The organism is Pseudomonas protegens, assembly GCF_013407925.2.
In the GTDB taxonomy this organism is placed as follows: Bacteria; Pseudomonadota; Gammaproteobacteria; order Pseudomonadales; family Pseudomonadaceae; genus Aquipseudomonas; species Aquipseudomonas fluorescens_AP.
This window is the reverse complement of sequence record NZ_CP060201.1, coordinates 4,605,589-4,622,964: the sequence shown is the minus strand read 5'-3', so window position 1 is coordinate 4,622,964 and position 17,376 is coordinate 4,605,589. Positions and strand designations below refer to the sequence as shown.

At 64.3% G+C, this 17,376-nt stretch carries 18 protein-coding genes; 8 read left to right on the top strand and 10 right to left on the bottom strand.

What is annotated here, in order from left to right:
- Positions 1–81 precede the first annotated feature (81 nt).
- Positions 82–360, bottom strand: a complete 279-nt coding sequence (locus tag GGI48_RS21490) for a DUF3077 domain-containing protein (RefSeq protein ID WP_179599961.1) — start codon at positions 358–360, stop codon at positions 82–84.
- Between the two features lie 507 nt (positions 361–867).
- Here GGI48_RS21490 and GGI48_RS21485 point away from each other — a divergent pair.
- Both GGI48_RS21485 and GGI48_RS21480 read left to right on the top strand, forming a co-directional pair.
- Complete coding sequence (locus GGI48_RS21485; RefSeq protein WP_179599959.1) at positions 868–2,796, top strand: alkaline phosphatase D family protein; 1,929 nt, start codon at positions 868–870, stop codon at positions 2,794–2,796.
- 52 nt (positions 2,797–2,848) lie between these two features.
- Positions 2,849–3,211, top strand: coding sequence for a hypothetical protein (locus tag GGI48_RS21480; RefSeq protein WP_179599957.1), 363 nt, complete (start codon positions 2,849–2,851; stop codon positions 3,209–3,211).
- Between the two features lie 9 nt (positions 3,212–3,220).
- Here GGI48_RS21480 and GGI48_RS21475 read toward each other — a convergent pair whose 3' ends face one another.
- The 3 genes from GGI48_RS21475 to GGI48_RS21465 form a co-directional block, all read right to left on the bottom strand.
- Positions 3,221–3,790: a hypothetical protein gene (locus GGI48_RS21475; RefSeq protein WP_016968359.1), complete on the bottom strand. Its 570-nt coding sequence runs from the start codon at positions 3,788–3,790 to the stop codon at positions 3,221–3,223.
- Between the two features lie 206 nt (positions 3,791–3,996).
- On the bottom strand, positions 3,997–6,045 hold the full coding sequence (locus GGI48_RS21470; protein WP_179599955.1) for a c-type cytochrome: 2,049 nt from the start codon (positions 6,043–6,045) through the stop codon (positions 3,997–3,999).
- A 214-nt stretch (positions 6,046–6,259) separates the two neighbouring features.
- The gene (locus tag GGI48_RS21465) at positions 6,260–6,925 is read right to left on the bottom strand and encodes an ArsR/SmtB family transcription factor (protein WP_016968361.1); all 666 of its coding nucleotides are present in this window, start codon (positions 6,923–6,925) and stop codon (positions 6,260–6,262) included.
- A gap of 109 nt (positions 6,926–7,034) precedes the next feature.
- Here GGI48_RS21465 and GGI48_RS21460 point away from each other — a divergent pair, with 109 nt between their 5' ends.
- From GGI48_RS21460 to GGI48_RS21445, 4 genes are all read left to right on the top strand, one after another.
- Complete coding sequence (locus GGI48_RS21460) at positions 7,035–7,544, top strand: DUF2938 domain-containing protein (RefSeq protein ID WP_179599953.1); 510 nt, start codon at positions 7,035–7,037, stop codon at positions 7,542–7,544.
- Between the two features lie 40 nt (positions 7,545–7,584).
- Positions 7,585–8,103, top strand: coding sequence for a hypothetical protein (locus tag GGI48_RS21455; protein WP_042942207.1), 519 nt, complete (start codon positions 7,585–7,587; stop codon positions 8,101–8,103).
- Positions 8,104–8,369: 266 nt separating this feature from the next.
- On the top strand, positions 8,370–8,942 hold the full coding sequence (locus GGI48_RS21450; protein ID WP_042942208.1) for a DedA family protein: 573 nt from the start codon (positions 8,370–8,372) through the stop codon (positions 8,940–8,942).
- 129 nt (positions 8,943–9,071) lie between these two features.
- The gene (locus tag GGI48_RS21445) at positions 9,072–10,319 is read left to right on the top strand and encodes an aspartate aminotransferase family protein (protein ID WP_179599951.1); all 1,248 of its coding nucleotides are present in this window, start codon (positions 9,072–9,074) and stop codon (positions 10,317–10,319) included.
- Between the two features lie 24 nt (positions 10,320–10,343).
- Here GGI48_RS21445 and GGI48_RS21440 read toward each other — a convergent pair whose 3' ends face one another.
- From GGI48_RS21440 to GGI48_RS21430, 3 genes are all read right to left on the bottom strand, one after another.
- Positions 10,344–10,928 (bottom strand): hypothetical protein, encoded by a 585-nt coding sequence (locus GGI48_RS21440; protein ID WP_016968364.1) that lies wholly within the window; start codon positions 10,926–10,928, stop codon positions 10,344–10,346.
- Positions 10,929–10,932: 4 nt separating this feature from the next.
- Positions 10,933–11,373 carry a DUF3592 domain-containing protein gene (locus GGI48_RS21435; RefSeq protein ID WP_179599949.1) on the bottom strand — a complete coding sequence of 147 codons (441 nt, stop codon included), beginning with the start codon at positions 11,371–11,373 and terminating at the stop codon, positions 10,933–10,935.
- A gap of 134 nt (positions 11,374–11,507) precedes the next feature.
- Positions 11,508–12,338: an amidohydrolase family protein gene (locus GGI48_RS21430; RefSeq protein ID WP_179599947.1), complete on the bottom strand. Its 831-nt coding sequence runs from the start codon at positions 12,336–12,338 to the stop codon at positions 11,508–11,510.
- A 153-nt stretch (positions 12,339–12,491) separates the two neighbouring features.
- On the opposite strand from GGI48_RS21430, the gene GGI48_RS21425 reads away from it, so the two are divergent.
- Positions 12,492–13,118 (top strand): SMI1/KNR4 family protein, encoded by a 627-nt coding sequence (locus GGI48_RS21425; protein ID WP_179599945.1) that lies wholly within the window; start codon positions 12,492–12,494, stop codon positions 13,116–13,118.
- A gap of 10 nt (positions 13,119–13,128) precedes the next feature.
- On the opposite strand, the gene GGI48_RS21420 is transcribed toward GGI48_RS21425, so the two are convergent.
- On the bottom strand, positions 13,129–13,833 hold the full coding sequence (locus tag GGI48_RS21420) for a hypothetical protein (RefSeq protein WP_179599943.1): 705 nt from the start codon (positions 13,831–13,833) through the stop codon (positions 13,129–13,131).
- A gap of 246 nt (positions 13,834–14,079) precedes the next feature.
- On the opposite strand from GGI48_RS21420, the gene GGI48_RS21415 reads away from it, so the two are divergent.
- The gene (locus GGI48_RS21415) at positions 14,080–14,937 is read left to right on the top strand and encodes a DUF4087 domain-containing protein (RefSeq protein WP_179599941.1); all 858 of its coding nucleotides are present in this window, start codon (positions 14,080–14,082) and stop codon (positions 14,935–14,937) included.
- A gap of 193 nt (positions 14,938–15,130) precedes the next feature.
- Here GGI48_RS21415 and GGI48_RS21410 read toward each other — a convergent pair whose 3' ends face one another.
- Both GGI48_RS21410 and GGI48_RS21405 read right to left on the bottom strand, forming a co-directional pair.
- Positions 15,131–15,607, bottom strand: coding sequence for an HIT family protein (locus tag GGI48_RS21410; RefSeq protein ID WP_016966684.1), 477 nt, complete (start codon positions 15,605–15,607; stop codon positions 15,131–15,133).
- Positions 15,608–15,718: 111 nt separating this feature from the next.
- Positions 15,719–17,326: a 5-guanidino-2-oxopentanoate decarboxylase gene (locus tag GGI48_RS21405; RefSeq protein ID WP_179599940.1), complete on the bottom strand. Its 1,608-nt coding sequence runs from the start codon at positions 17,324–17,326 to the stop codon at positions 15,719–15,721.
- Between the last annotated feature and the right edge of the window lie 50 nt (positions 17,327–17,376).

The following is a 17,376-nucleotide window of genomic DNA, read 5'->3' as shown; positions in this document are numbered from 1 at the left end:
GCGCTCTCAGCATCATCGCGAGCAAGCTCGCTCCTACACCTCCGGACTCCCCTGCGCCTGCACAGACCTCTAAAGCTCACCTCAACCGGCGCGCGGCCCTTCCCCGGCAGCCGGCCAGCTCCCCAGGCACAAATCATCGACAATCGCCTTGCCCATCTCGCTGAAGTAATGAGCGGCCCAGGCATAGCGGTCATCCCGCTCCAGCGCCGCGTCCCGAGCCAGATGCTTGGCGTGGAACAGCAATTGCGACACCTGCTCCAGGGCTTCACGCAGCGGCACGTCCGGATTGACCCGGAACAGCGAATGCTGGGCTTCGCCACTGGCGGCGAAAGTGACATGGCCGAGGGTCTTGATGGTCATTGCGCACCTCCGGCGTGGGCCTTAGTGCAAGGGGTAGGGTGAAGATACTGAGTAGAAACGTCCATGGAACTCACTCCTATTTGAAGTGCTGCCACGTTCGTTTCCAGGCGAAAGGGTGGCAGCTGTGCGCAGGCTGGAAACCGGGACAATAGGAAACCCGGCAGGCCCGAAGACCTCCCGCGCACAGCCGCCATGACAAGAAATGCGTGTGCAAAAAAACGCCAGCAGTCTAATGCATGGTGGCGCCTGTGCGCCTATTGTTTCCTCGGATTTCCAGGCCCGGTCGCTGGATTGGCAGCGACAGTACAAGCCTAGCGAGATACCCGAAGTGTTCAATCAAGGCTTTGGCGCGAGATGTTTCGTGAGCATGAAGGTTCACGCTGCGAGCCAGCGCCCATAAATAATCGGATACAAAAGCCTTGCTGCCGCCCCCACAGCCGACGTTTCTTCGACATCGGCTGCGCTACCATTGCGCCCCCTTTGCAACCGCTAGAGCCCCCGCTGCAGATGCCACTGACTAAGCCCGCCCCTGCCCTGCCCCCCGTTCTTGCCGGCCCGCTGCTGCGCCGCCTGGAGCCAACGCGGCTGGTGCTGTGGCTGGTGGGGTCCAGGGCGTTGCCGCTGACCCTGCGCCTGCAACCCACGGGCGGCCCGGCCCTGGAACGGCCCCTCGATCAGCAGCAATGCCAGGTCATCCCCGTCGGGCGCCAGGCCTTTATCCACCTGATCGATGTGCCCCTGGACGACGGCTTGCCCCAGGACGTGACGATTGCCTATGACCTGTTGATCAATGACGCCGAAGACGGCGCCCGATCCATTGCCGACTGGGCGCCGCACCTGCTGTATGGCGATGCCAGGACTCCGGAGTTCGTGCTCCACAGCCGCATCGACAACCTGCTCCACGGCTCCTGCCGCAAGCCCCATCACCCGTCCAACGACGGCCTGCTCTGCGTCGACCGCCTGCTGGCGCAACAGCCCGAGCCCGCGCAGCGCCCGGCCTTGCTGATGATGAGTGGCGACCAGATCTACGCCGACGATGTGGCCGGGCCCATGTTGCGGGCCATTCACGCCCTGATCGAGCGCCTCGGGCTGTTCGATGAAGCGTTGGAGGGCGCGGTAGTGGCCGACAGCCAGGCGCTGTACCGCCATGGCGCCAGCTACTACCGACGGGCCGAATTGCTCCCGGCGCTGAAGAGCAATGAAACCCTGCGCGAGCGGTTTTTCGGCGGAGTGAAAAAGCCGATCTTCACCAGCAGCAATGCCGACAACCACCTGGTGACCTTCGCCGAGGTGCTGGCCATGTACCTGCTGGCGTGGTCACCGCTGCCCTGGACCCTGATCGCGCCACAGCCACCGCAACTGACGCCGGAACAGCAAGCGCGCTACACCCGGGAACAGCAGCGCATCGATGATTTTGTCCAGGGTCTGAAGAGCGCCGCGCGGGTCTTCGCCCACCTGTCATGCCTGATGATCTTCGACGACCACGACATCACCGACGACTGGAACCTCAGCGCCCAGTGGGAAGAAACCGCCTACGGTCACCCCTTCTCCAAACGCATCATCGGTAACGCGCTGCTGGCTTACATGCTGTGCCAGGGCTGGGGCAACAACCCGGATGCCTTTACCCAACTGCTGGAACACACCCAGGCCTTGAGCGCCACGCCACAAGGTCCGGAAAACCTGTTGCAGCATCAAGCCCAGGACGACTTGATCGACCAGTTGCTGCGCTTTGCGCAATGGCAATACGTCTTGCCCAGCACCCCGGCCCTGGTGGTGCTGGACACCCGCACCCGGCGCTGGCGCAGCGAGTCCAACCTGGGCCAGCCCTCCGGCCTGCTGGACTGGGAAGCCCTGTGCGAACTGCAACACGAACTGCTGGACCACCCCTCGGCGATCATCGTCTCACCGGCGCCGATCTTCGGCGTCAAGCTGATCGAGGCGGTGCAGAAGGTCTTCAGCTGGTGCGGCTATCCGCTGCTGGTGGACGCGGAAAGCTGGATGGCCCATCGCGGCTCGGCCCAGGTGATCCTGAACATCTTCCGCCACTCGCGAACCCCGGGCAGCTACGTGATTCTCTCCGGCGATGTGCATTACTCCTTCGTCTACGAAGTGCTGATCCGTCACCGCCAGGGCGGCCCGCGCATCTGGCAGATCACCAGCAGCGGCATCAAGAATGAATTCCCCGCCGCCCTGCTGGAATGGTTCGACCGCCTCAACCGCTGGCTCTACTCGCCGCGCTCGCCGTTGAACTGGTTCACCAAACGCCGACGCATGAAGGTCATTCCCCATGTGCCCGAGCATGCCCAAGCCGGAGAACGGCTGTGGAATTCCTCGGGGATAGGCCAGGTGTTTTTCAATCAGCAGGGCCGGCCGGTGACCATCCTCCAGCACAATGCCAATGGCGCGGCGCCGACCCGGATGATCGCCCCAAAATAGAATCCGCCAGCGCGCCAGGCAGATCCCCGAAAGCCCAAGGAAGGAGCACCGCGTGTCATCAGACATCACCCCGAAGCAGCGGGACGATATTCGCTACGTGCTGTCGGACGCCTTTGTCGATAACGAGGTGGACTACGCCTACATCGCCCGCGAAACCCAGGCCTATGACCGGGCCGAGGTCGAGCGCATTCTCTACGAAGAGGTGGCGCCGGTGTGCTACATCAACCTGATGGCGGTGATCCCGGAAATCTGGATGGGCTTCGCACGCGAGCCCTTGCTGGAGGAGATCGAGGCAAGCCTGGCGCTAAGGCGTAACAGCCGCTGGCAGGCGTTTCGCGGGCGCTTGTTCATCCGCTGGATCCGCTTTCGCGGCGCCTACATCTGGGAAGAGATCTGCAAGCACTACGCGCCCTAGATTCACGCCCTATGGCGCTTTAGCGCTGCACAGATCGGTGGGGCGCAGAACCACCAGGTCCGGCAGCGCCTCGCCATGCTCATCGATCTTGCGCAGCCTCGCGGTGCACATCTGGTCCTGGAGAAATTCCATCTGATAGGTCGCGCCGGCTTCGGGCACGAAGGTCACGCTTTGTTCGCACACGGCGCGGTAGTCCTTATCCATCCCCGGTTCCGTGTTGTAGAACATGAAGGCGAACGGACGATTGGCCGGGATCTTCAGCTCGTTGGCGCCAAAGCCCTCCTGGCGCCGCATACGGTCGGTGGCGGCGGTCATGGGAATGCCCAGGTTGCGGAAGTTGGGATGGGCGATGCCGCGATGGGGCCGAACCATCAGCCCCGACGCGGGCTTGCTCCAGTCGATGCAATCGCTGTAGGGCACGCCCCGCACCAGCCCCTGGGCGACGATGCGGATCAGCGCGGTTTCACCGGCATCGGCCGGCACCCGATAACTCACGGTGGTGGCTTTGAGGGCAGAGACAAAAGCACAACCACCCAGGCCCAGGGAGAGGCTGAGCAACAGGATCGAACGAAGCCGCATGATTCATCCTTGATGGGAACGCCCGCGCAGGCGGCGGGCAAAGGATGGCGATCTTACTCCGGCGCCACGATGCCGCCACAGACTTTTCTGCGATTTCGGGAGCAGCCACCGAAGCCCCTGAGCGGCCCCCGAAGAGCGCGAGCGCTTGAGGGCTGCTCAGGGCTTTTTCGCAGCCTGCGGCAGCGGCTACAGAGCCGTTGCAGCGGTCAGTAGCGGGCGTCGGCCGGGCGGCCGCCGTTCGGCCAGTCCTTGACCTTGTCCGGAAAGTCCGGCCGTGGCTGGTGGGAGAAGTATTCGGCCACGTCCAGGGCCTCCTGGTCCGACAGGCCGCCTTGGCCCAGGGGGAATTTCTCGTGGAAGCCAATCGGCATGTTGCGTTTGACGAAGGCCGCCGCGGTGTAGGTGCGAGCCATGCCGGCGCCGATGTTAAAGGATTGATCGCCCCACAGCGGCGGGAAGATCAGGCTGCCGTCGGCCCGTTTCAGGCCTTCGCCATCCACCCCGTGGCACACCGCGCATTGCTTGGCGTACACCTGCTTGCCGTTGTCGGCGTTGGGCTTGAGGGCCGGGTCGATCTTGCCCACGCCGCGCCCGGCTACCTTGTCTTCGGGACGGGTGTTCATCTTCATCCACTCGAAGTAGGCCACCATGGCTTGCATGTCGGCGCCGTTCACCGGCAGCGGCTTGCCGTGCATGGAACGGCGGAAGCAGCCGTTGATGCGCTCTTCCAGGGTGATGGTCTTGCCCGCCCGCGGCGCGTAGCCGGGGAAGAACGCCGAGACGCCGACAAAGGGAGAACCGTCGGCCACGGTGCCGGCGTTGAGGTGGCAACTGGTGCAGTTCAGCGAGTTGCCGACGTTGTCCGGCAACAGGGCCTTGGTTTCCAGGTGCAGACGCATGCCGCGCACCACTTGCTCGGCATTCGGCGCCGCCAGCAGGTTGGCCAGGCGCGGGGTTTCGAACAGAGTGTTTTCCACTTGTGGGCTCAGTTGCGCACGCATCTTTTGCACTTGCTCGGCGCTGATGGCCGAACCGTTGTTGCCCCAACTGCTGCGGATAAAACTGAGGATCTCGGCGATCTCGCCGTCCGCCAGCTGAGCAAACCCGGGCATGGTGTAGACCCGTGGATGAGCCGCGGTCTGCGCGGTCTGCCAGCCGGTCAGGGTGATGTGCAGCAGGGAGGTCGGGTTGGCCGAAGCGACGCTGGGGTTGCCCGCCAGGGACGGGAACATCTGCGGCACGCCGGCGCCGTCCTGGCGGTGGCAGTCGGAACAGAATTGCGCGTAGCCCAGGCCACCGCGAGAGGTGAACAGGTTGCTCGGCGGTGCCGCCGGGGTCAGGGCCACCGAAGGCATGGGCAGGTCATCCTTGCCGGCCGGCAGGGACTTGAGGTACGCGGCGATGGCGGTCAGGTCGGCGTCGGTGAAATGCTGGGTGCTGTGGTGGATCACATCGGCCATGTTGCCGGACACCGTGGCGAAGCGGTTCTGCCCGGTCTTGAGCAATTGCACCGTGTCTTCCACGGTCCACAGGTTGCGCAGGCTCAGGGCCCGCCACTCTTCCACCGTCTCGCCGGCCAGGTAATGCTGGCCGCCGGACTCGGTGTCGCTCATGGCCTTCTCCTGGAAGGCAATGCCCCGTGGCGTATGGCAGGAGCCGCAGTGGCCCAGGCCCTGGACCAGGTAGGCGCCGCGATTGAGCTGCTCGTCCTTGGCCGGATCGGGCTTGAACGGCTGCTTGTCGACGAAGGCCAGGTTCCAGAACCACAGGCCCCAGCGCTGGTTGAAGGGGAAGCCCATGTCGGCTTCCAGGTTGCCCTGGGCCACCGGCTCCACGCCGTGCATCAGGTAGGCGTAGAGAGCGCGCATGTCCGCTTCGGTCATCTTGGCGTACGACGGATAGGGCATGGCTGGGTAAAGATGGCTGCCGTCAGGGGTGACGCCTTCGCGCATGGCGCGGTCGAACTCTTCAAAACTGTAGCGGCCGATACCGGTGGTTTTATCCGGGGTGATGTTGCTGGAGTAAATGGTGCCCATGGGCGTCTTCAGCTCCAGGCCACCGGCCATGGTGGCTCCGCCCTTGGCGGTGTGGCAGGCGATGCAGTCACCCAGTTGGGCCACGTACAGGCCACGCTGGATCAACTCGGAGTCGGGGGTGGAAACCGCCGCTGCCGGGGTCGGCTCGCTGGCATGCAATAGGGGTACGCAGAGCAACGCAGCGCCCAGCAGGCACAGGCGCGACAGAGAAAAAGCCATCAGGTTATTCCTTTAAAATCCGCCTGGGGTGGTCCCCTCGGCCGATATCCACAAAGGTTCTTATTGGTTATCCCGGCCCTCAGGGTACGGGCCCGGAGCTCGATACCTTGTGGGTCCGAGCCTGCTGCCCTTGTAGCGGATTTTTCTGAAAACCCTGTTGATATGGATCATGGCGCTGTAGGCAATGTCCTGTATGCCGGCCCAGGTGGCGCTTTTACTCGCGGGTTTCCACCCTCAATCCCGCCGCTTGCCAATCGGTGAACCCCTGGTCCAGGCGCCGCACCTTGAAGCCCTTGGCCCGCAGCAAGGCAGCGGCATTCTGTGACAGCACGCAGTAGGGGCCGCGGCAATACGCCACCAGCTCCTGATCAGCGGCCAATTCGGCCAGACGCTGTTCCAGCTCCTCCAGCGGGATGTTGATTGCCCCGGGCAAATGCCCTTGGGCGAACTCCTGCGGCGAACGCACGTCCAGCAGGGTCATGGCGCCTTCCTGCAAGCGTTGACGCAATTCCTCACGGGAGATGCCCTCTAGTCGCATGGGTTGCTGCTCACTGTCGGCCAGCAGTTGGCGAATCTGCCCATGGTTGTAATCGACGTACTGACGCAAGGCACCCAGCAAACTGGCCAGTGGCCCCTGGCTGAGGCTGTAGAGCACCCGCTTGCCATCGCGCCGGGTCTGCACGAAACCGCCCCGCCGCAACTGCTGCAGATGCTGGGAGGTATTGGCCACCGACAAGCCCGAGGCCTCCACCAGACGCTCCACCGGCAGCTCGCCGCGAGCCATGTGCTCCAGCAGGATCAGACGATGGTGGTGGCCCAGGACACGCGCCAACTCAGCCATATCGGCCAGAGGCTGCTGGGGGGAAATCGAATCGCTCATTGACAGTTCCTGCTGCTTTATTAATCATTCAATCACTTAATTGAATGAAAACTTATCACACCCGTGCGCAAGGCTGAAGCACAGCCCGTCGCACTTCAAGGAGTCCTTAATGCATGAATTCGTCGCGTTGATGTTACAGGCGCTGCTGTTGGGCATCGGCGCCACTTTGATCCTCGATCTGTGGACGCTGTTTCTGGCGCGAGTGCTGAACATTCCTGGCGCCAACTGGGCCATGGTCGGCCGCTGGATCGGGTATTTTCCTCGTGGGAAGTTTGTGCACCAAAGCATCGCCCAGGCCGATGCAGTACCCGGAGAGCGGGCACTGGGTTGGCTGGCTCACTACCTGATCGGCGTCGTCTTTGCCGCCCTGTTGCTGCTGATCTGCGGCCTGGAGTGGGCGCGGCAACCGACCCTGGCACCGGCTCTGATCATCGGCGTATTGACGGTGGCTGCGCCGTTCCTGCTGATGCAACCGGGCATGGGCGCCGGGATCGCGGCGAGCAAGATGCCCAAGCCGAATGTGGCCCGGCTGCGCAGCCTGATGGCGCATTCGGTGTTCGGGCTGGGGTTGTACATGGCGGGGATGTTCTGGGCGTGGGTGTTGGGGCAGACTGCGTGACCTCAGCCCAGAGGCCGAGCATGCCCAGAGAGATCGATCGATGAAGCCACCCGTATGCGACCTGTGCCACAACGATTTTTCCTCGGAGATGTGCCATGCCGGAACTGGCGGCGGCATGGTGCAGTTCGCCGATTATCGCCCGCTGGGCCAAGGGTGCGCGGGGCACCCTCATGGCTACGAGTGGTTCTGCGATGAACATCTGGCCAGTGCCCGGGCCCTGGCTTCGCTGAGCTATAGCGATGCCAGGGCAGTGCTGACCCGGCAGTATGCTCCGCTTGCGGACTACCCGCCCCTCGCCTCCAGTGATCCAGCACTCTGGATCACCGAGGTGGGCCCCAACCCCGCGAAGATCTTCGCGCTGATCAGGCAAGCCATGGGCGTCAGCCCCAACGTGGCCAGAAACTTGCTGACCGGCGTCCCCTTCAAGGTGATCCAGGCCTGGCCGCAACAGTTCAGGGTCTGGCAGGAGGCCCTGATTCAAGCCGGCGCCCAGGTTGAAGTACGCTATCCCTCGTCCAAGTCCGCCTGGGCCGAGCAAGCCGACGCAGATAACGACTGATCCTGCTTGCGCATCCGGCCTGCACTCACAGTGGCTTTCACACACCCGCCGAACCCAGTTTGCTCCACGCAAGCAATGGCCCGTAGGCCCACCCGTGTCCGCCGCCTAGGCTGGCGTCTACGCTGGGTTCTGATGGACTGGCCGGCGCCCTGGCGGTACCTGCGCTGGAAGATCCCGGGCACTTGTGCCGGTGAAAGGAATCAGAGCCATGTGTAACCTGATCATCGCCCGGCTTGTTTTCATGCCCCCTGCGGAAGCCCTTGCCCATGCTCGAACACCTCGACCTCAACGCGCTGATCGCCGCCTACGGCTACTGGGTGATCTTCATCGGCTGCCTGCTGGAAGGCGAAACCGTGTTGATTCTCGGCGGCATGGCGGCGCATCAGGGTAGCCTGCAGTGGCCGCAAGTGATCGGCTGGGCCACCCTCGGCGGCATCCTCGGCGATCAGTTGCTGTTCTGGACCGGCCGTTATTCCGGGGCGCGCCTGCTGCCCAGGCTCAAGCGCCATCAGGCGGCCATCGAGCGGGTCCAGGGGCTGATCCAGCGCTACCCTTCGACCTCGGTGTTCGCCGTGCGTTTTCTCTACGGCATGCGCCTGGTCGGCCCCATGGTGATCGGCGCCAGCGGCCTGGCGCCCTGGCGTTTCGCCCTGCTCAATGTGCTGGGCGCGGCGGTCTGGGCCATCCTGTTCGTCAGCGCCGGTTACTGGGCCGGCGAAGCCTTGCAGCATTTCCTCGGTGACCTGAAACCCTACCGCCTGCCGATCTTCCTCGGGGTGCTGGCGCTGGTGGCCCTGGCGGCGCTGGTGCGGCATCTGCGCAACCGGCGCAAGGCGTAACAGCACTGAGATAGAGGCCACAGCACATCGGGAATTTTCATACTGACCCGGCGACTTTATTTCGTTTGTCCCGGCCCCCCGGCCCCGGCTTAGATAACGGCTCGTTTCCGGCACCCAGAGCCCGCATCCATGAGCCACGAGAACATCAGCCGTTCAATTTCCACCGTCCACCCGATCCGCCTCAGCCACGGGCGCAACGCCGAGGTCTGGGACAGCGACGGCAAACGCTACATCGACTTCGTCGGCGGTATCGGCGTGCTCAACCTGGGGCATTGCCATCCACGGATCGTCGCGGCCATTCAGCAGCAGGCCACCCGGCTTACGCACTACGCCTTCAACGCCGCGCAGCACCAACCCTATATCGAGTTCATGCAACGCCTGGCGGCCTTTATCCCGGTGCGTTACCCGGTCAGCGGCATGCTCACCAACAGCGGCGCCGAAGCCGCGGAAAATGCCCTGAAGATTGTGCGCGGGGCCACCGGACGCAGCGCGGTGATCGCCTTCGACGGCGGATTCCACGGGCGCACCCTGGCCACCCTCAACCTCAACGGCAAGGTAGCGCCCTACAAGCAGAAGGTCGGAGTACTACCCGGGCCGGTGTACCACCTGCCCTACCCCAGCGCCGACAACGGCGTCACCTGCGCCGAAGCGCTGAAGGCCATGCAACGCCTGTTCAGTGTGGAAATCGATGTCGAGGAAGTGGCCTGTTTCATCCTCGAACCGGTGCAGGGCGAAGGCGGCTTCCTGGCCCTGGATGCGACCTTCGCCCAGGTCTTGCGCCGCTTCTGCGACGAACATGGCATTTTGCTGATCGCCGATGAGATCCAGTCCGGCTTCGGCCGCACCGGGCAGCGTTTCGCCTTCTCACGGCTGGATATCGAGCCGGACCTGATCCTGCTGGGCAAGAGCATTGGCGGCGGGGTGCCGCTGGGCGCCGTGGTGGGGCGCAAGGAATTGCTCGACGTGCTGCCCAAGGGCGGCCTGGGCGGCACCTACTCGGGCAACCCGATTGCCTGCGCGGCGGCGCTCGCGACCCTGGAGGAAATGACCGACGAGCACCTGCAAACCTGGGGCGAGCGTCAGGAACAGGCGATCGTGCAACGTTATGCAAGCTGGAAAGCGGATCGGCTGAGCCCCTATCTGGGCCGCTTGACCGGAGTCGGCGCGATGCGCGGCATCGAGCTGGTCAACGCCGCAGGCGAACCGGCGCCGGAACAGTTGAGCGCTCTGCTCGGCAGTGCTCGGGAGGCCGGGCTGCTGCTGATGCCCAGCGGCAAATCGCGGCACATCATTCGCCTGCTGGCGCCCTTGACCACCGAGCCTGAAATCTTCGAGGAGGGCCTGGATATTCTCCAGGAGTGCCTGGCGCGCCTGTGATTCCCGGCGCGCCTCAGGGCGAGGCTAGAACAGGTAGCCCATGTAGGTGGCAATGCCGCCACCGGCCTGTGGTCCGACGTTCATGCCCGCCATGACCACTGCGCCCTTGGCCGAACGCAGCAACTGCTCGTTGACCTTGATCGAAGCCATCATGGTCGCCGGGTTGCTTCCCAAAACGGCGGCCAGGGCCAGTAGCTTGGGGTCCAGGCCGAACAGCAGGGCCGTGGCCGAGCCGCCCACCACCAGTCCGCCACCGACTTCGGTATAGAAGCAGGGCCCGGTGATGTCGTCCTCGGTCAGGTCCCGGCTGCGAAGGGCATCGCTGACAAAGACCTTGCCGGTGCTGGGAAAAGCCTCCGCCGCACCGGCACCACTGACGCTCTTGCCCTTGACCTGGATATTGACCTTGCCGAAACGCGGCAGGCGCCCACCAAAGCCGGCGCCCACCCCCAGGCCGCCGTAGCGATAGCTGACGTCCTTGCCCTGAGGCGAACGCAGGGTGATCGATCCACCACCGCCGGCCACGAGGGCGATGGTCAGGCCGCCGCCGCTGGCGGTCTGGTACAGCCATTTACTTTCGTTGACCGGAATCGGAATGCTGAGGTTCATGGGGTCAAAGTCCTTTTGCTCTTTGTGTGGCTCGTCCGCGCTGGCTGATGACACCCACCAGGCCGGCCAGGGTAAATACCAAACCGATCAGGCCGAGCACACCCGGGGTGGCCCAGAGTGCTGCAGGATCGTCGATGACTGCGCTGTTGGCCGGCCGCTCAGGCTGGTAGTACACCCGCACCGGCTGATCCTTCTGGTAACCGAAGATAAAGCCGCCCTGGGGGTAGGAAATTTTCTCACCGCTGCCGGTGGTAAAGGCGATCTCGGGGTGCGAGCCACCGGCGTTCAGGTCGCTGACGATACCGTCGGCGGTCTGGGCACTGGCGATGAATTCGCGACGCTCGAGGGTGAGGTTGCCGGCGATGACCAACAGGCCGATGCCGATCAGAACAAACAGCAGACCCTGGAGGATCTTGCCGAGGCGTGACGGGGTGGAGTTAGCCATGGGCTGTCTCGATATTCGTCCGTGAAAGAGGGAGGCCACGATAGCAAGAAACCTCCGACCAAAAAAACCGCTGCCGCGCGCGGCAACGGCGCTCAGGCGCCCGGGCCAGGCTGGTGAGCGACTGTTGCCGACGCCTACAAACCGAATACCCGACGGGCATTGCCCTGGAGGAATTTGTCCGCAATGGCCGGCGGAAGTTCCAGGGCGCGCACCTGTTCCAGGCATTTTTTCAGTGACAGCTGGGGGAAGTTGCTGCCGAACAACACCTTGTCCTGGCCATACGTGCGCATGAAGTGCAGCAACTGCGGAGGGTAATAGGCCGGCAGGTAGGCGGAGGTATCGATGTGGATGTTGTCGTGCTTCCAGGCCAGACCGATCATCTCGTCGGTCCAGGGATGACCGATGTGCCCGCCGACAATCACCAGTTCGGGAAAGTCCAGGGCCACCTCGTCCAGGTACGGCACGGGCCGCCCGGTTTCCGACGGCATCAGCGGCCCGGTATGACCAACCTGGGTACAAAAGGGAATGCCCAATTCGATGCACTTCACATACAGCGGGTAATACCAGCGGTGATTGGGCGGCAGTTTCCATAACCAGGGCACGATGCGCAGGGCCTTGCAGCCCAGTTCCTTGACTGCCCGCTCCAATTCGGCCACCGTCGCCATCGGCCGGCTCAGGTCCACCGTGGCCACGCCGACGAAACGTTCGGGAAAGGCCCGGGTATAAACCGCAATCTCGTCGTTGCTGAACACCCAGCCCTCGGGCCGGCACCAGGCCGACAGCATGAGTTTCTCCACACCTGCCTGGTCCATCTGTTCCACGGTGTGTTCAATGCTCAGGGCCTGGTCGAGCAAATGCGCGGACCCGGACTTCTCGAACAACCGCGCCACTTCCGGCAACAGCGCCCGGGCACGGCCGTTGGCCGGCTGCGCCCAGGCATCGATGGCGCCCCGTTTCAAGGTCATTGGGCGGTTCTCCCCTGTGTATTCAAGATCGAAACCACAGGCTAGATCCGCACCTTGCCGCCAACAATGTCCGCAACGCTCATCAGGCTTGACCCATGTGTTCAAGCCATGGATAAAGCCTTCCCCTTCCCGATACCCTCGCAAGGAAGCTCCATGACCGATCAAACCACCCCCGAGCAATGGCCCCCTGCCGACTGCCCGCCCCTGGCCTGGCCGGACCTGCCCGATCAAGCCGCGCGGCTGAGCTGGTACCTCGCGGTCATCGGCGCCTACGGTGCGCTGTGGGAAGGCCACGTCAACGAGCCGGAATTAACCCCCGTCAGCGAGGAAGCCCTGCTGGCCCTGGAGCAGCGCCTGGGCTGCGCCTTGCCGCCCTCGCTGCGTGACTATCACCGACAGCTGGGGGTCTTGTCCCTGGCGGAAGTCCTGTGCAGCGTCGGCCCCGGCCACACGCCGATCCAGCCGTTGCTGGAAGCCTACCCCGGCATCGTCGATATTCCCGACAGCGATCTGGACCTGGCGCTGGCGCACCAGTTGATCGCGTTCGGCGACTACCTGGGCAACGGCAACCTGTTCTGTTTCCACCGGGAAAGCGGCGCGGTCTACTACTTCGACCACGACACAGGCACAGCGCTGACGCGCTTCTTCGACTCGCCCGAGGAGTACCTGGATGCGCTGATGCTGCTGTGCCTGGCCGAGGTGTACGAGGACGACGACGGCGCCGAAGCGCTGCTCAGCCAGCGCTACGGCGAGGATCTGGTGCGCAAGTGGCGCTATTGACCCCAGCGCCTTATCTGCCTGTGCCTGCGCGCTGCCGGGCGCAGTAGCCGTCGCCATTGGGCTGCGACTGCAGATCGGTGCAACCGCCTCCCATGAACGCGGCCAGGGCGGCAAAGGGCAGCAGGAGCACCACCTGCGCGATGCCCCGGGCCTGGGCATGCGGGTCCTCGACCTTGCGCTGGAAGTCGCGCTCATGGGCCGCGGTCTCGGTTTGCAGGGTGGTCCAGAGGGTGTAGCGAAAGGCTTGTGCTCCAGGCCCCTGGCCACCGACACGCTGACAGGCGTCCAGCGCCTGGGCGGCATAAACATCCCCCACCTGACGCGGCGCTCCCGCCGGGCGGGCCAGACGGGCGTTGAAGTCATCGATCAGAGTGGTGAGCTGCAACTGGTCAGCCTGCTGGGCCGCCAGGCAATCGCTCTCGGCGGGGAACTCCCGGCTGGTGCGGGCCAGCGTGTCCAGCCAGTTCTGGTAATTGGTGTAGAAGCCGAACTGGCTGCCGTCCGGCAACTCCTGCTGATACAGCTTGATGGCCCCGACAAAGTGCTTGCCGGTGTCGGTCAGCCGCTGCACCTGCTCGCGGCTCAGTGGCTGATTGAGGGTATAGCCATACACCTGCGGACCCTCGACCGCCGGCCTGACCGGCGCTGCGGTACAACCGCCCAGCGAAGACAGGATGATCGTCAGGCTTAAAACACTGCACAGCATCCGTTGCATGACATGCCCCAGGGCGGGTGGACGGCTCGTTGACCAGGCGCGAGATTACGCCATTTCCCAACCGCTGTTTCGGCCAGAATTGTCGGAGCCTTAGCTGCACAGAACTTAAGTCAGCCACAAGGGCACAGCCAGCAGACTGACGCCATCCTCGCCCTACCGCGTAGCCAGTCCGACGCCCCTATCGGGTTGACGCGCCTGAACCGGCGCCCCATTGTTCCCGCCCTGCCTCTCGAACAAGGATGCTCCATGCTTCAGCGCGTCATGCTCTGCACCCTACTGACAGTATTCGCCCTGCCCGCGTTCGCCGCACCCGCCAAGGTCGAACGCCGTTGCGGCTGGTTCAAGAACCCGACGCCGGCCAACGCCACCCTGACCGACCGCGACGGCGTCTGGGAAATTGCCAGCCAGGGCGGTTATCAGGCCGAGGGCGACTGGCCCACCTTCAACGACCAGCAATGGGTGCGCACCAACAACCACTACGGCTACGGCTGTGCCTGCGTCAGCGCCAGTGCTGATCCACAGACACATCGCCTCGACCAATTGCACAAGGCCAAGGCCCGCCCGCTGTCTGCCTGTCGCAACGATCCCAGCCTGTACGAACCCTTGCGCGAGGAAGCCGGAGTTCCGGTATTGCCCATGGATTCGCCACGCTTCAAGGGCCAGGGCTTCAGCCTGCAATACCCCAAAGGTTGGAAGCTTGGCCAGGCGCAGAACTGCCTCACCCTGGACCACCCGAAAAAACGCCCCCAGGAGGAGTACACCCTGCACCTGTGCCTGCAGCAGGGCAGCCTGGAACAGGCCGCCGAAGGTTTGTTTTTCTATCAGGAAAACGGCGTGTGGATGCGCAGCGCCGGAAGGGATGAACCCAGCCCGGTGCAAGAGATGTCAGGCCCCGGCTGGAAAGGCCTGCAGGCCTATCAGACCTGCGGCATCAGCGATGGGGACACCGGCTTCCACGCCTATGGCGGCACCTGCCTGATGGCGCTGATCGACAGCGGCCAGCGTCAGGTGGTGGCTGACAGCGTCGGGTTCTTTCAGGACTTCGCCACCCTGAGGGCGATTCTGTACTCGATCCGCTTCGACCCGGCGCCAGCGGGGCAATAAAGCCCGCGCTAAGATACGGCCCGATACAAGGTTTGCCGGTGAGACAGGTGCAAGCCGCAGTGTTCGAGGCTTGGCTGCCCCTACGACAAAGACTCCTCAACCCTGATCACCCTAGAACTGCGCCTCCATGCCCCGGGACCGCAGGTATGGGTGCCCCGCCTACTCAAGCACCGGCGCACGGCGGCGATGCATATCAGCGGTTACCCACCGGGGTTTCACTGACCCAGGGCACGCGCACCTGCTCGGCGATGCTGGCAGCCTGCTGCTGCAGGACCTCCAGCTTGGCGCGCCGCCCAAAGATCCCAGTGAAATGCAGCAGCAAGCGCCCGGCAAACCCCAGGCCGTCGCCACGCTTGCGCGGGATCAGGTGCAGATGGGCATGGGGAATGTGCTGGTTGGTGGCCCGGCCATCGTTGACCAGCAGATGAGTGCCTTCAACGCCGAAGCCGGCACGCCGCTGGGCGGCCAGCAGGCCGTCAAACACCTGGTACAGGTGCTGGCGGACGAAGCCGGGCAGTTGCTCGAGCTTTTCCACATGAGACTGGGGAATCAGCAGCACATGCCCTTGCCCCAACGGGTGCACGTCCATGAAGGCCATGCAGTGTTCATCACGGTAGACCACGGCCGCCGGCAGGGTGCCGGCGACGATCTGGCAGAAAATACAGTTCATCCCTGAATCCTCAAGTGACAAGGTGCGTCCTGGCGAGCGCGGCCAATGTAACCCACCTTGTGCCTTGAAGGCCCGCTCCTTGTCAGCCCGGGTGCCGAACCGGCCGGGGCATCAGTCCAGGGCCAGATAGGCCCGTGCGTCGACCTCGATCATCACCGGCTGCCGGGTGTCCTTCAGGGTCTGCAACAGCTCCTGCAGTTGCCCTGGCGTGTCGGCGCGATGGTGCGCCACGTGGAAGCTCTGGGCCATGGCCTGGAAGTTCGGGGTGAGGATGTCCACCCCCAGCGGGGCGATGTCCCGGGCCTGCATGTAGTCGCGGATCTCGCCATAGCACTGGTTGTTCCACACCAGCAGGATCACGCCGATCTGCGCTTCCTTGGCGGCAATCAGTTCGCTGCTGGCGAACTGCAAGCCGCCGTCCCCCACCAGCGCCACCACCGGACACTCCGGCCGTGCCAGCTTGGCCCCCATGGCTGCCGGCAGTCCGTAGCCCAGAGTGCCGTAGCCACTGCCGGCATTGAACCAGCTGGCTGGGGCCGGGGCCTGGTAGCCGCAGGCGCCCTGGTACACCGGCTGGGTCGAGTCGCCCACCAGGATCGGGCTGTCCAGGGTGTCGCGCAGTAGATCGAGCAAGCCTTGCAGGCCTTGTTGCTTGGGCGTCCAGCCAGCGCGTTCGGCCTGGTTGACCCGCTGCACGCTGTCCACGGCCCAACGACCGCGCGAGCTGGGTTGCACCACTTTGCCCAGCAAAGCCTGCAAGCCTTCCAGGGCATCGCCCACCAGGCCGACATGGGCCCGTTGCACGCCCATGACCTGCATCGGGTCGATGTCCAGGCGGATCAGCGAGCCCTTGAAACGCAGCGGCCCCAGGCCGAAGAAGTCGTAGTCGGTTTCCCCCAGTTCGGTGCCCACGGCCAGCACCACGTCGGCCTCGTCGATCAATGCCCGGCCATGGGCCGAGGACTGTACGCCGTCAAGCAACAGAGGGTGAGCACAAGGCAGCAAACCGCGGGCGTTGGTGGTCAAGGCCACCGGCGCTTGCAGGCGTTCGGCCAATTGCCGCAGGACATCGGCGCAACCCCGGGCGCCGCCGCCGGCCAGGATCAGCGGCCGGTGGGCACTGTTGAGCAAGGTCGCGGCCGCCTCGATCGAAGCCCCGGCAGGCGCCGGCGCACCGGGCAGGCTGCGGGGCATCAGGTTGAGGTCAGCGGCGGGCATCTCCAGCACATCCAGGGGAATCTCGATGTGCACCGGCCGTGGCCGCGCGCACTTGAACACGGCAAAGGCCCGGGCCAGCAGTTCGGGCAGTTCGGCTGGCGCTTGCAGGGTGTGGCTGAAGGCACAGACCCCGGCGACCATCGCCCGCTGGTCCGGCAGCTCATGCAAATGACCATGGCCCAGGCGCAGGTGCTCGCGACGGTTGACTGTGGAAATCACCAGCATCGGCACCGAATCGGCGTAGGCCTGGCCCATGGCGGTGAGGATGTTGGTCATGCCCGGGCCGGTGATGATGAAGCACACCCCGGGCTTGCCGCTGGCCCGGGCGTAGCCGTCGGCCATGAACCCGGCGCCCTGTTCGTGCCGCGGGCTGACATGACGCAGGCGGCTGCCGTGCAGGCCGCGATACAGCTCGACGGTGTGCACGCCGGGAATCCCGAACACCGTGTCCACGCCATAACCTTCCAGCAAACGAACCAGGGACTGGGCACAGGTGGTCATCGACTACTCCTCTTGTTCTTATGCGTCCGGACGACACCCTGCGCCCGGCT